Below are 13,423 nucleotides of genomic sequence, written 5' to 3'. Positions count from 1 at the left end.
GAGCCCGCCCGGGCTCGGCTCGGCGAACGAGGGTCCTGCCCTGACCGCCGCGTTCGGCCGGCCGAGGAGCACCGGATACAGTGCGCGGGACGGCAGCCTGGTCAAGGAGGGCGAGCGTGACCGACACCAGCAATACCCGCCCTGCCGACAGGGATACGGGGGCCCCGCGGCGAAGCCGACTGCACCGGGTGATGCGCTACCTCCCCCTGATCGCCCCCGTCCTGTTGTGGGCGGTGCCGTGCTGGGTGCTCCTGTACGCCGGGCAGCGGTGGCCGCTGCCCGTCACCCTGGCCGGCACCGCTCTGTTCGTCCTCGGCCTGATCGGTATGCCGCTCGCGATGGCGCGCGGTCACGGCCGACGCCAGCAGGACCGGGCGGCCATCGTCGGTGACACCCTGCTGGGCGCCAGTTGGATCCTGTTCACCTGGTCCGTTCTGCTCGGCGCCCTCCTGCGGCTCGCCCTGACCGTCGCCGGTGTCGGTGAGAGCCAGGACCGGGCCCGGATCGTCACCTGGGCCGTCCTCGGCGTGAGCGCCGTACTCGCCGCCTGGGGGTACGCCGAGGCCCGCCGCGTACCACGCGTGCGCCGGCTCGACGTGCAACTCCCGCGGCTGGGAGCCGGGTTGGACGGTCTGCGCGTCGCCCTCATCACCGACACCCACTACGGCCCGCTCGACCGCGCGCGCTGGTCGGCACGGGTGTGCGAGACGGTGAACACCCTGGAGGCCGACCTGGTCTGCCACACCGGCGACATCGCGGACGGCACGGCCGAACGCCGTCGCGCCCAGGCCGCACCGCTCGCCACCGTGCAGGCGACCCGGGCCCGGGTCTACGTCACCGGCAACCACGAGTACTACAGCGAGGCCCAGGGCTGGGTCGACCTGATGGACGAACTGGGCTGGGAGCCGCTGCGCAACCGCCATCTGCTGCTCGAACGCGGCGGCGACACCCTCGTGGTCGCCGGCGTGGACGACGTCACCGCGGAATCCTCCGGGCTGGCCGGACACCGCGCCCACCTCGCCGGAGCACTGAACGGCGCCGACCCCGACCTGCCCGTCCTGCTCCTGGCCCACCAGCCCAAGTTCATCGACCAGGCCGTGGCAGGCGGCGTCGACCTCCAGCTCTCCGGCCACACCCACGGCGGCCAGATCTGGCCCTTCCACCACCTGGTGCGCCTCGACCAGCCCACCCTCGCCGGCCTCAGCCACCACGGCCCCCGCACCCTCCTCTACACCAGCCGGGGCACCGGCTTCTGGGGCCCGCCGTTCCGCGTCTTCGCCCCCAGCGAGATCACCCTGCTGGTACTCCGTTCCCCGCGACGGCCCGACCCGGCGTAGCGCCGGGACGGCCGTGCAGGGGCCCCTGTTCGGGGTGCCGCTCAGGCCGAGGAGAGCTGGTTGGCTATCTCCTTCTCCCAGGCGCTCTGCTGTGCGGGGTCGTTGAGCGACGCCGCCCATTCCTCCGGCGACTGCTTGTGCTGGGCGGGGCCGGCTTTGAGGACCCCGAGCAGTGCGCGTGCCGAGGCACGGACGTCGTCGGGGGTGTTGCTGCTCGCGGGGACCTCGGGGCCGGCCGCGAGCGCGTAGAGCTTCTGCGCCATGTAGTGACGTTCGCCCTGCGGGACGGATTTCGTCACCTTGAAGAACTCCTTCAACGCGTCGCGCCGGGTGGCCGGTTCGGGCGTGGCCACCGGTGCGGCCGTCTCGGGTCCGTCCGTACCGGCCTCGGCCTGAGCCGGCGTGGGCCTGGCCCACCGGTCGGGGTGCCGTGCGGCGACGTACCGGTTGCTGCCCGCCCTGGCTCCCTTGTACAGAGCGCCACTGACCAGGAGGGCCGCCGCCGTGCCGGCCACGGCGGGTGCGGCCGGGCCGGCGATCGCCCCGGCCGCGGCGGCGATGGCGAGGCCACCGCCGGCGGTACGCACGGTGTTGCCCCCGAGGCTGGCGATGCGCTTGCCCATCTTGGTGTGCTGCTTGTGCCGCGCGTACTGGATGATCTGGGCCAGTTCGGCATGCAGTTGCTGGTTGAGGTCGAGGACGCCCTCTCCCAGTTCCGCGGCGGCCGTGCTCACTTCCGCCGCGACGACGTCCGACTGGTCGCCCCCTTGCTCCCGCGCGGCCCCTGCCCTGGCCGTCTGCTGCTGCACCTCGCCCAACCGGTCGCTCACGTCCTGGAGCCGGTCCTCGTTGCCCGACGTCTCGCCCGAAGGTCCCTCTGCCAGGCCTTTGAGTGCGCGGTTCTTGTTGTAGGTCTTCCAGATGACAGTGGAATCACGGGCGGCTATCACCGTGGAGTAGAACATGCTGAACGCGCCGGTCGCCTCGCCGAGAGCGGCCACCCCGCCCAACTGGCCGGCGTTGCGCACCGCTGCGTTGGCCATGCCGGTGGCGTCGCCGCCGACCATGCCGACGTTCTGCGCCAGGCCGAGGGGCTTTCCGCGCATGTCCTTCCTGGGCTTGTGGGACTCCGGTCCCACGCCCTTGCGGCCCTTGCGCGCGGTGTGCAGAGCCCGCGCATCGTTGACGACTCCCAGGACGTCGGTCACCGCGTTGATCGCGGTGTCGACCTGGGTGACGATCGCGGTGGCCTGCACCTGACCGGTGTCCCCCGTGGACTGGGCGTGCGTCCGGACGCCGCCCTCCGTGGGCGCGTTGAAGCGGTTGGCCACCGTGTCGGGCTGGTCGAGGATCTTCTTCGCCTTGTCGGTCTTCGACGAGGTGGAGAAGAGCTCCCTTATCCTCCCGGCGACCTTCTTGAGCTTTCCGCCGGCACGGGCCAGGCGCCGCAGCCCCCGTCGACGCTGCTTCGTCTCCGGCGGGGTCCGGTCCGGCTCGCTCTCGTCCGACTCACTCCGGTCCGACCGAGTCTCGTCCTCCACGGCCACGGCCGCCGCAGCCGCCGCTTCCTGCCGACGCTGCTCCTCAGCCGCGGCCTCTTCCTCCTCCTCGCGGCGGCGCTGCTCGGCCGCAGCCGCCTCTTCCTCCTCGCGGCGGCGCTCCTCCACGGCCGGATCTTCGACCTCGATCCGGTCCTGCGCCTCAGGGACTTCTTGGACTTGTTGAGGCTCGAACTCTTCCCGTGCCGTCTCGGCGACTGCCTGCCGCCGACGCCCTTCCGCAGCCGCGTCCGTCGCCACGGCGCCTACCCGGCGCCGCCGCTCCTCCAACACCCCCGGCCGACGAGCACCCTCCGCCGCCGCATCCACCGCCACCGCCGCCACCCGACGACGCTCCCCCGCATCCTCCTGCCGCCGACGCCCCTCCGCCGCCGCATCCGACGCCACGGCGCCTACCCGGCGCCGCCGCTCCTCCAACACCCCCGGCCGACGAGCACCCTCCGCCGCCGCATCCACCGCCACCGCCGCCATCCGACGACGCTCCCCCGCATCCTCCTGGTCCTCCAGAGAGGGCTGCGGCGGTTCGGTGACCGGGGTCAGGGCGGCGGGTGCGGAGTTCGAGCGGCCCCTGCCGATCGTCAGGGCGTCCGTCTCGGAGGAGCCCGTCCGCCGCTGTTCTCCGTCCGCGGAGCCCGGGCGAGGACCGCTCGACGCACGCTGGATCGCCGCGGCGACGGCTCTGTTTCCCGCTGCGCTCTGCAGGGAGGCCAGCGAGGGCTGCGGACTCTGCGTGCGACGCCTGGCCGGATCTGCGGCGTCCGTGCGACGTGTCTGCGTTTCGCGCGGGCGGTCCAGCACGGACAGCTCCTTCTGACAGAGAATCCAGGGCGGTGGAACAAAAGGAACATCGGACACAGATCGCTCTGGACCGAAAAAGAACGCAACGTGAACACGGGAACACGCCAGCGTTTCGGAAAACCTACCGTTGCCGGACGATCCGCGTGTTTCCTTTGTGTTTATTGTTCAAGCGAGATCCGTTTCGGTGGTGTCGAAGCGTCAGGTCGGTGCGCGTGACCTCCGCCGCCGCGAGGTCGATACTGCCGGTGACAGCACTCCCGCCGACACGCGTACAGCCGCTCCCGGCCGCCGCGGGCCGCCGCGATCCGGAACGCACGTCATACCCTTCGAACAGCTGGAACGCAGACTGAACGCCTGCCTGCCAGGCACCTCAGGAGGTACCGATGAAGATGCTCATCAACGTCGCGGAGACCGTCGTTGCGGACGCGCTGCGGGGCATGGCCGCCGCTCATCCCGAGCTGACGGTGGATGTCGAGAACCGGGTGATCGTGCGGCGGGACGCGCCGGTGGCCGGGAAGGTGGGGCTCGTCTCGGGCGGCGGGTCGGGGCACGAGCCGCTGCACGGCGGATTCGTGGGTCCCGGGATGCTGTCCGCCGCCTGTCCCGGCGAGGTGTTCACCAGCCCTGTTCCGGACCAGATGGTACGGGCCGCCGCCGCCGTGGACAGCGGCGCGGGAGTGCTGTTCATCGTGAAGAACTACACCGGTGACGTCCTCAACTTCGACATGGCCGCGGAGCTGGCCGAGGACGAGGGCATCCAGATCGCGAAGGTGCTCGTCGACGACGACGTGGCCGTCACCGACAGTCTCTACACGGCCGGCCGCCGCGGCACCGGCGCGACGCTGTTCGTGGAGAAGATCGCGGGCGCCGCGGCCGAGGAGGGCCGGCCGCTGGAGCGGGTCGAGGCGCTGGCCCGTCAGGTCAACGAGAACTCGCGGAGTTTCGGTGTCGCGCTCAGCGCCTGCTCCACGCCCGCCAAGGGCAGCCCCACCTTCGACCTGCCCCCGGGGGAACTGGAGCTGGGCGTCGGCATCCACGGCGAGCCCGGCCGGGAGCGGCGGCCGATGATGACCTCGCGGGAGATCGCCGACTTCTCGGTGAACGCCGTCCTGGAGGACCTGAACCCCCGCAACCCCGTTCTGGTGCTGGTGAACGGCATGGGCGCCACACCCCTGCTGGAGCTGTACGGCTTCAACGCGGAGGTGCAGCGCATCCTGGTCGACCGCGGTGTCCCGGTGGCCCGCACCCTCGTCGGCAACTACGTCACCTCGCTCGACATGGCCGGCGCCTCGGTGACCCTGTGCCAGGTCGACGAGGACCTGCTGCGGCTGTGGGACGCGCCGGTGCGTACCGCGGGTCTGCGCTGGGGCATGTGAGGGGCCGCCGGCCTTCCTCGTACCGCCGCACCCGGTAACACCCCCACCACGCAAGGAGATCCAGTGCTCGACGCCGACTTCTTCCGCCGTTGGATGACGGCGACCGCCGTGTCCGTGGAACACGAGGCGGAACGGCTCACCGCTCTCGACTCGCCGATCGGCGACGCCGATCACGGCAGCAATCTGCAGCGCGGGTTCCGCGCCGTGGCGTCCGCGCTGGAGAAGGAGGAGCCCGGCACCCCGGGCGCTGTCCTGATGCTCGCCGGACGCACGCTGATCTCGACGGTGGGCGGCGCCTCGGGCCCGTTGTACGGGACTCTGCTCCGGCGCACCGGCAAGGCGCTCGGTGACGCCGCCGAGGTCGACGAGCGGGAGTTCGCGCAGGCGCTGCGCACCGGCGTGGACGCCGTGACGCAGCTCGGTGGCGCGGCGCCCGGCGACAAGACGATGATCGACGCGCTGGTGCCCGCGGTCGACGCGCTGGGGCGGTCCTTCGCCGCGGCGCGGTCCGCCGCGCAGGAGGGCGCCCAGGCGACGACGCCGTTGCAGGCGCGCAAGGGCAGGGCGAGTTATCTGGGCGAACGCAGCATCGGGCACCAGGATCCGGGTGCCACCTCCTCGGCGATCCTGATCGCGGCGCTCGCGGAGACGGCCGGTGAGTGACCTCGTGAACGGTGGGACGGCCGGCGGGACGGCCGAAGGTGACGGCGCGAAGCTCGTGGGTGTCGTGCTTGTGTCGCACAGCGCCGCGGTGGCCGCCTCGGTCGCCGAACTGGCGACGGGGCTCGCGGGCGGCGGCACGCTCGCCCCGGTCGCGGCGGCGGGCGGTGACGGGGACGGCGGTCTGGGCACCAGCTCCGAGCTGATCTCCGCCGCGGCCGCCGCCGTGGACCGCGGCGCCGGTGTCGCCGTACTGACCGATCTCGGCAGCGCGGTCCTCACGGTGAAGGCCCTGCTGGCCGAGGGCGACGAACTGCCGCCGGACACCCGGCTGGTGGACGCGCCGTTCGTCGAGGGCGCGGTGGCGGCGGTCGTCACGGCGTCCGCCGGAGCGGACCTGGCGGCGGTGGAGGCCGCGGCGGCCGAGGCGTACACGTACCGGAAGGTCTGACAGCGGCGCGTGGACGGGTGTGGCTCAGCTGCGGCCCACCAGTTCGCGGGCCAGCCGTTCCCCCTGGGCCTCGGCCGCCGCGGCGCTCTCGATGGGAGAGGCCCCGGAGCCCTTGAACAGGATGTAGGTGACTCCGGACGCCGCTCCGCCGCCCTTCGGGTCGGGGCGGATCCCGAGGTTGCGGGCCAGGGCGTACGAGGCCTCGCCGATGATGTCGGCGGGCCCGATGTCGCCGACGACCGCGTACCGGACACGGTCGCCGTGGATGACCGCGGCGACCGTCCCGCGCCGGACGTCGTGCTCCCGGTGGTTCCAGCGGTGGCTCGGCCCGGGCACGACCACGTACGGCAGCCGCTCGGCGCTCAGCTGGCGTCCGTCGGACTGCTGGAAGGCGGTGGTGTCGCAGAAGAGCGGGTCGGTGCGTTCGTTGCAGTGCCGGCCCGGCCTGCCGTCGCAGTCGATGTCCAGGTCGGCCTTCCAGAAGACGGCCTCCCGGCTGCCGCAGACCTCGATGTCCGCGGGTTCGCCGTCGTCGCTGCTGAAGCGGTCGTCCGAGACGGGGGCGCAGTCGCGTACGGCGGCCAGGAGTTCGGTGGCCCGGACGTTCCCCGGACGCGGTGCCTTCCGTACGTCCGGGCCGTCACCCGCTCGCGGGACGCTCCCCGCGCTCGGGCCGCCGTATCCGGCATGTTCCTGCCCGGCCCCGGGCGGCGGGGCGGCGCCGGGGAGCGCGGTGGGGGCGATCAGGGCGGCACCGGCCGCGGCCAGCATCAGTGACCGGACACGCACGATAAGAGACCCTCTCCTGAGCGGGCACTGACGAACACTCAGCCCAATCTGGTGGGGGTCCGCCGGTGCGGCCACTGCTGGGGGGCCGTACGGTGCACGTCCGGTGACGTGCCGGGATGCACAGGGGGACGGACGGGGTGACGTGCCGTCGGGGGCCGGGTGGCCGGATTCGTCGATGACTCCGGCCACCCGGCCGCCCTCGCCGGCGCGGGATCAGCGACGACAGCGTTCCGCACCGAGGGCATGAACTTCCCTGCGACATGGGTGAGTTCAGCCGCTTAGAGGATCAGCATACGTAACGAACGGCCGAAATCGCGAACGGCGGCCCTCTTGTTGCGGCCCCACCCAGGACGTCATATTGGTCCGGACCAATCTCGTGGTGGAAGGGTCGAGGGAGGGCAGGGCTGTGCGACGCGTACTCCTGCGAGCCGCCGTGGTCTGGGGCGCGCTGCTCACGACGGTGTCCTGCGGACTCACCGGGCAGGGCTCGGGCGAGGACGACCGGCCTCCCGGCGCGCCGGCCGGGGTCACCGCGGCGGCGGGCAGCGCGACCAGCGTGCACGTCATGTGGAACCGGGCTGCGGGAAAACCGGCGGTGACCCGCTATGAGGTGTATCGCGGCACCACCAAGGTGAAGGAAGTGCCTGGTTCCGAGTACATGGTGGACATCACCAGGCTCAAGCCGTCGACCCGGTACGCCTTCTCCGTGCGGGCCCGGGACGCCGACGGCAGGCTGGGGCCGCCGAGCGAGCGGGTCCTGGCCACCACGCCGGCCGCGACCGCGGCCGACGAGCGGGCCCCGGGCCGCCCGGAGCGTCCCGGCGGCAAGGCGGTCGGGAGCCGGGCCGCGCAACTGTCCTGGACCCGGTCCACGGACGACGTGGGTGTGGCCTCGTACGACGTCTATCAGGGCGGCACGAAGATCCACAGTGTGAGCGGCGCCCAGACGGCGACCGTGGTCACCGGGCTGCGGCCGGGGACGCGCTACTCCTTCACGGTCCGGGCGCGCGACGCGGCGGACAACGTCTCGCCCGCGAGCGAGGCCGTCCGGATCACCACCCGGGCCGGCGCCGACGACGCGGAGGGCACGGGCGCCGGTACGGGCATGGCGCCCTCCGCGTTCCGTGCCACGACGCACCGTAAGGACGGGGCGTACTACCTCGACCTGTCGTGGGTCCAGCCGAAGGTGGACGGAGTGATCACGGAGTACCAGATCCAGCTCGACCGGAAGCCGGTCACCTCGCTCGTCTGGGGTGCGACACCTCCGCCCGGAAAGGCGACGTACAGCTTCTACGTGGGCCGGGAGGCCGGGCTCGTCCAGCGGGTACGGCTCCGGGCGAAGCTCCCGGACGGCACGTGGGGCGCCTTCTCCGCGGAGCGGACGGTGACCACCGGGCGGCCGTGAGCCGACAGCCCGGCATCCGGGGAAATGTTCACCTGTACGGTCCCGGCCCGCATGCGGAACCGGCGGCCGTCGCATTGGCTCGGTCCGAAGGCAGCACGGGCGTTCCCGACCCTCGGCGGCTCATGGGATGTACCGCCACCGTGCCGCTGGAGGGCAGTCCTATGCGTATCACTCAGACACTCGTCCGCTCCGGGCAGGCCGTGGCGGTCGCCGCGCTGCCGCTGGCCCTCACCGCGGGCATGCCCGGCGTGGCCGCCGCGGCCGCCACGGGGATCGACGTGACCACCAGCGGCGGGACGGTGCAGGTGACCACCACCGCGTGCGTCACCAGGTCCAACGGATCCATGGGGAACGCCTCGCTGCTCTCCAGCGGTCAGGCGAACTTCGCGCAGGGACGCCAGGTGACCCTGTCCGGGACCAGCGCCAGTCAGTCCGCGGCCTGGTCGAGCGTCACCTCCGGTACGTACACCGTCGTCGTGGTGTGCGCCGACGGGTCGACGGCGGGCACGCAGGCCGTCACCGTCTCACCGGTCTCCACACCCACGATCTCGGCGACGAGGACGCCGACGGCCACGGCGTCGCCCTCGCGCGGGGTGATGGGCGGCATGGGCAGCACCAGTCAGGACTACGGCACCGTCACCTACGCGGCCGGCGGGATCCTGGTGGCCGCCGGGGTCGGGGCCACCGTCTGGGTCCTGCGCCGGCGCTCCAAGCCGAACCGCCTGTGACCGAACCGCTTGTGACCGGGCCGCCCGTGAACAGGCCTGCTGTGACCAGTCGTCTGTGACCGGGCCGGTCAGGGTGTCGTGGAGCCCTCGGCCGGAATGCGTTCGAACTCCTCCAGCGCGTGCGTGAGCCAGCCCGTCCAGAAGGTCTCCAGATCGATCCCGGCACGCAGGACGAGATGCTGGAGCCGGTCCGCAGGAGCGTCCTTGCCCGGCGGGAAGTCGCGCTCCTGGATCTCCTCGTACTCCGCCAACTGCCGCTGGTGCAGGTCGAGATGGCGGCGCAGATCCTCCCCGATGCCCGCGGTGCCGACCACCGCCGCCGCGCGCAGCCGCAGCAGCAGGGTGTCGCGCAGCGGCTTGGGGTCCTGGGACGCGGCGGTCCAGCGCGCCAGTTCGGCGCGGCCCGCCGGCAGGACCTCGTACCGCTTCTTCTGCCCGCGGGCCGGCTGCTGGGGGGCGAGGGCCCTGATGGAGCCCTCGGCCTCCAGTTTTCCCAGCTCGCGATAGATCTGCTGATGCGTCGCCGACCAGAAGTAGCCGATCGACTTGTCGAAGCGGCGGGTCAGCTCCAGCCCCGACGACGGCTTCTCAAGTAGGGCGGTGAGGATCGCGTGCGGGAGTGACATGGGGTCATCCTAAGGACGGGGCCGTGCCTGGCCGGGCGGCCTACAGCGCCGCCGCCAGCTCGGTGCCCTGCTTGATGGCCCGCTTGGCGTCCAGTTCGGCCGCCACGTCGGCGCCGCCGATGAGGTGCACGCTGCGGCCCGCGGCGCGCAGTGCCTCGTACAGGTCGCGGCGTGGTTCCTGGCCCGTGCAGAGCACGATGGTGTCGACCGGCAGGACGGAGCTCTCGCCGCCGACGGTGACATGCAGTCCCGCGTCGTCGATCCGGTCGTACCGGACGCCGGGGACCATGATGACTCCGCGGTGCTTGAGCTCGGCGCGGTGGATCCAGCCGGTGGTTTTGCCGAGCCCGGCGCCGACCTTGGACTCCTTGCGCTGCAGGAGGTGGACGCTGCGCGGCGGGGCCGGCCGCTCGGGAGCGCCGAGGCCGCCGGGTGCCTGGTAGTCCATGTCGACGCCCCAGTGCCGGAAGTACGTCGCCGGGTCCTCGCTCGCCTTGTCGCCGCTGTCGGTCAGGTACTCGGCGACGTCGAAGCCGATGCCGCCCGCGCCGAGGATCGCGACCCGGTCGCCGACGGGCGCGCCGTCGCGCAGCACGTCGAGGTAGCCGACGACGCTCGGATGGTCCACGCCGGGGATCTCCGGGGTGCGCGGTCCGACGCCCGTGGCGACGACGATCTCGTCGTACGCGGCAAGGTCACCGTCCGCGACCGGCGTGTTCAACCGGACGTCCACGGCGTGCAGTTCGAGCTGGGTGCGGAAGTAGCGGATCGTCTCGTCGAACTCCTGCTTGCCGGGGACCTTGCGGGCCACGTTGAGCTGGCCGCCGATCTCGGCCGACGCCTCGTACAGGGTCACGTCGTGGCCGCGTTCGGCGGCGCTGACGGCACACGCGAGTCCGGCCGGGCCCGCGCCCACGACGGCGACGCGCTTGCGGGTACGGGTGGGGGCGAGGACCAGTTCCGTCTCGTGGCAGGCCCTCGGGTTCACCAGGCAGGAGGTGATCTTGCCGCTGAAGGTGTGGTCGAGGCAGGCCTGGTTGCAGCCGATGCAGGTGTTGATGGCCTCGGGGCGGCCCGCCTGCGCCTTGCTGACGAAGTCGGGGTCGGCGAGCATCGGGCGGGCCATCGACACCATGTCCGCGTGGCCGTCCGCGAGCAACTGCTCGGCCAGTTCAGGGGTGTTGATGCGGTTGGTCGTCACCAGCGGGATCGACACCGCGCCCATGACCTTCTTGGTGACCCAGGCGTACGCGCCCCGCGGCACCGAGGTCGCGATGGTGGGGATGCGTGCCTCGTGCCAGCCGATGCCGGTGTTGATGATGGTCGCGCCGGCCGCCTCCACGGCCTTGGCGAGGGTGATCACCTCGTCCAGGGAGGAGCCGCCCGGGACCAGGTCCAGCATCGACAGGCGGTAGATGACGATGAAGTCCTCGCCGACGGCTTCGCGTACGCGGCGGACGATTTCGAGGGGGAAGCGCGTGCGGTTCTCGTAGCTGCCGCCCCAGCGGTCGTCGCGCTTGTTGGTCTGGGTGGCGATGAACTCGTTGATCAGGTAGCCCTCGGAGCCCATGATCTCCACGCCGTCGTAGCCGGCGGCCTTGGCGAGGCGGGCGGTCCTGGCATAGTCGTCGATGGTCCGCTCGACCTCGTCGTCCGTGAGGGCGCGGGGGGTGTGGGGGCTGATGGGGGCCTGGAGTGCGCTGGGGGCGACCAGGTCGGGGTGGTAGGCGTACCGGCCGAAGTGGAGGATCTGCATCGCGATCCTTCCGCCTTCGCGGTGTACCGCGGCGGTGATCTCGGCGTGCTGTTCGGCTTCCGCCTCGGTGGTGAGTTTGGCGCCGCCTTCGTAGGGGCGGCCCGCCTCGTTGGGGGCGATGCCGCCGGTGACGATGAGGCCTACGCCGCCGCGGGCTCTGGCCGCGTAGAACTCGGCCATGCGCTTGAAGCCGTGTTCTGCCTCTTCGAGGCCTATGTGCATGGAGCCCATGAGTACGCGGTTCGGCAGGGTGGTGAAGCCCAGGTTCAGCGGGTTCAGCAGGTGTGGGTAGTGGGTCATTGGCCCCTCCGTGCGCGGCGTCGTCCCCATGGTTGTAGACGACGTCCGGCCGTTTGTGCAACTAGTTGCAAAAGGATGGGCCGCAGTGTGACGAGAACCTCTCGGGGGGGTGCCCTGTCGTGTCGGGGTTCGTTTGCGGGTGCGGGTCCGTGAGGGCTGGTCGCGCAGTTCCCCGCGCCCCTTGGGGGGTGGGGGCTTGCGGCCGATCCGACGTGCGGGAACGTCGTGGTTGCTCGCGCCGTTCCCCGCGCCCCTTGGGGGGGGGTGGGGGCACAGGTGCGATTTGACCTGCGGGAACGTCGTGGTTGGCCGCGCCGTTCCCCGCGCCCCCTAGGGGGTGGGGGCGCAGGTGCGATTTGACGTGCGGGAGCGTCGTGGTTGGGCGCGCCGTTCCCCGCGCCCCTTGGGGGGTGGGGGCACAGGTGCGATTGCCCTGCGCGAGCGTTGTGGTTGGGCGCGCCGTTCCTCGCGTCCCTTCGTGGCGCGGGTCGCGCTTTTTAGGGGCGCGGGGAACTGCGCGGCCAGCCACGACGGAGCCGCACACGCAGTCCGTGGCGCGGCCCCCCGTGGGGGTTTCAGGGGCGCGAGCCCTCACGACGGGCCCGGACTCGGGGCCGTTCCGCGGTGTCGGGGAGCCCGCGGCGGCCCACCACCACGTGCGCGTGCAGCTCCTCCGAGACCTTCACGCGCGGCACCAGCCCCGCCGCCGTGAAGAGCTCGACGGCGAGCCCCACCTGCCGTTCGCTCGTCTCGACGAGCAGGCTCCCCCCGGGCGCCAGCCACCCCGGCGCCTCCGCGAGCACGCGGCGCAGGACGTCGAGCCCGTCCCCTCCCCCGTCGAGCGCGACCAGCGGTTCATGGTCGCGGGCCTCCGGCGGCAGGAGCCCCACCTCACCGGTGGGCACGTACGGCACGTTCGCGGCCAGGACCCCGACCCGCCCGCGCAGTTCGCGCGGCAGCGGACCGAAGAGGTCGCCCTCGTAGACCCGGCCGCGTCCGCCGACGTTGCGGCGCGCGCAGCGCACGGCCACGGGGTCGATGTCCGCGGCATGCAGCTCCGCGCCGGGAAGCGACGCCACGAGCGCCGCCCCCACCGCACCCGAGCCGCAGCACAGGTCCACCACGACGGGCGCCTCGGAGGCGAGGGCGCGGGCGAGCCCGACGGCCTGCCCGATCAGGAACTCGGTGCGTCGGCGCGGCACGAAGACGCCGGGTTCCACCGCGATCCGCAGACCGCTGAACTCGGCCCAGCCCAGGACGTGTTCCAGCGGCCGGCCCGCGGCCCGGCGGTCCACCATGGCGGTGAGTTCGGCCGGCGTACGGGCGGCGGTGAGGATGAGTCGTGCTTCGTCCTCCGCGAAGACACAGCCCGCGGAGCGGAGCGCGGTGACGACATGGACGTAGGAAGGTGGCATGGAAGCCGAGGAGCCTTTCGGGAAACCGAAGGGCGCTCTCCGAGGCCGGCAGGGCCTAGGTCACCTGTTGCCGACGAGGCCACAAGGCGGGAGCACCCGAGCTGACACAGCGGTAATGGGGCTCACCTCCTTGGTCGGGCACGGCTGGAGCGGTTCTCAGCCGGACGGCAACATTACACGCCGGCCTTCCGATTGCCCCATGCAATTAGTGGTTGTAGCGTGC

At 72.2% G+C, this 13,423-nt stretch carries 11 protein-coding genes; 6 read left to right on the top strand and 5 right to left on the bottom strand.

Annotation, left to right across the window (positions count from 1 at the left end; all coding sequences use genetic code 11):
• The first annotated feature begins 116 nt into the window (after positions 1-116).
• On the top strand, positions 117-1,337 hold the full coding sequence (locus ACFWGJ_RS06625; protein WP_387321465.1) for a metallophosphoesterase: 1,221 nt from the start codon (positions 117-119) through the stop codon (positions 1,335-1,337).
• 41 nt (positions 1,338-1,378) lie between these two features.
• Here ACFWGJ_RS06625 and ACFWGJ_RS06620 read toward each other — a convergent pair whose 3' ends face one another.
• Positions 1,379-3,694 (bottom strand): hypothetical protein, encoded by a 2,316-nt coding sequence (locus tag ACFWGJ_RS06620; RefSeq protein ID WP_387321464.1) that lies wholly within the window; start codon positions 3,692-3,694, stop codon positions 1,379-1,381.
• A 383-nt stretch (positions 3,695-4,077) separates the two neighbouring features.
• Here ACFWGJ_RS06620 and dhaK point away from each other — a divergent pair, with 383 nt between their 5' ends.
• The 3 genes from dhaK (at position 4,078) to ACFWGJ_RS06605 (ending at position 6,181) form a co-directional block, all read left to right on the top strand.
• Positions 4,078-5,070, top strand: a complete 993-nt coding sequence (gene dhaK / locus ACFWGJ_RS06615) for a dihydroxyacetone kinase subunit DhaK (RefSeq protein WP_387321463.1) — start codon at positions 4,078-4,080, stop codon at positions 5,068-5,070.
• 63 nt (positions 5,071-5,133) lie between these two features.
• Complete coding sequence (dhaL, locus tag ACFWGJ_RS06610) at positions 5,134-5,733, top strand: dihydroxyacetone kinase subunit DhaL (RefSeq protein WP_387321462.1); 600 nt, start codon at positions 5,134-5,136, stop codon at positions 5,731-5,733.
• Positions 5,726-6,181: a PTS fructose transporter subunit IIA gene (locus ACFWGJ_RS06605; protein ID WP_387321461.1), complete on the top strand. Its 456-nt coding sequence runs from the start codon at positions 5,726-5,728 to the stop codon at positions 6,179-6,181. Before dhaL ends, ACFWGJ_RS06605 begins: the two co-directional genes overlap by 8 nt.
• A 24-nt stretch (positions 6,182-6,205) precedes the next feature.
• On the opposite strand, the gene ACFWGJ_RS06600 is transcribed toward ACFWGJ_RS06605, so the two are convergent.
• Positions 6,206-6,970: a glycoside hydrolase family 75 protein gene (locus ACFWGJ_RS06600; protein ID WP_387321460.1), complete on the bottom strand. Its 765-nt coding sequence runs from the start codon at positions 6,968-6,970 to the stop codon at positions 6,206-6,208.
• Positions 6,971-7,376: 406 nt separating this feature from the next.
• Here ACFWGJ_RS06600 and ACFWGJ_RS06595 point away from each other — a divergent pair, with 406 nt between their 5' ends.
• Positions 7,377-8,375: a fibronectin type III domain-containing protein gene (locus tag ACFWGJ_RS06595; protein ID WP_387321459.1), complete on the top strand. Its 999-nt coding sequence runs from the start codon at positions 7,377-7,379 to the stop codon at positions 8,373-8,375.
• 161 nt (positions 8,376-8,536) lie between these two features.
• Entirely contained in the window at positions 8,537-9,103 is a 567-nt protein-coding gene (locus ACFWGJ_RS06590) for a hypothetical protein (protein ID WP_387321458.1), read from the top strand.
• A gap of 68 nt (positions 9,104-9,171) precedes the next feature.
• Here ACFWGJ_RS06590 and ACFWGJ_RS06585 read toward each other — a convergent pair whose 3' ends face one another.
• From ACFWGJ_RS06585 to ACFWGJ_RS06575, 3 genes are all read right to left on the bottom strand, one after another.
• Positions 9,172-9,729 (bottom strand): PadR family transcriptional regulator, encoded by a 558-nt coding sequence (locus tag ACFWGJ_RS06585; protein ID WP_387321457.1) that lies wholly within the window; start codon positions 9,727-9,729, stop codon positions 9,172-9,174.
• 40 nt (positions 9,730-9,769) lie between these two features.
• Entirely contained in the window at positions 9,770-11,785 is a 2,016-nt protein-coding gene (locus tag ACFWGJ_RS06580; protein ID WP_387321456.1) for an FAD-dependent oxidoreductase, read from the bottom strand.
• Between the two features lie 575 nt (positions 11,786-12,360).
• Complete coding sequence (locus ACFWGJ_RS06575; RefSeq protein WP_387321455.1) at positions 12,361-13,200, bottom strand: putative protein N(5)-glutamine methyltransferase; 840 nt, start codon at positions 13,198-13,200, stop codon at positions 12,361-12,363.
• Positions 13,201-13,423: the final 223 nt, after the last annotated feature.

Source organism: Streptomyces sp. NPDC060205, assembly GCF_042728395.1.
Lineage (GTDB): Bacteria > Actinomycetota > Actinomycetes > Streptomycetales > Streptomycetaceae > Streptomyces.
The sequence above is the reverse complement of the archived record's forward strand: the minus strand, read 5'-3'. Positions and strand labels throughout refer to the sequence as shown.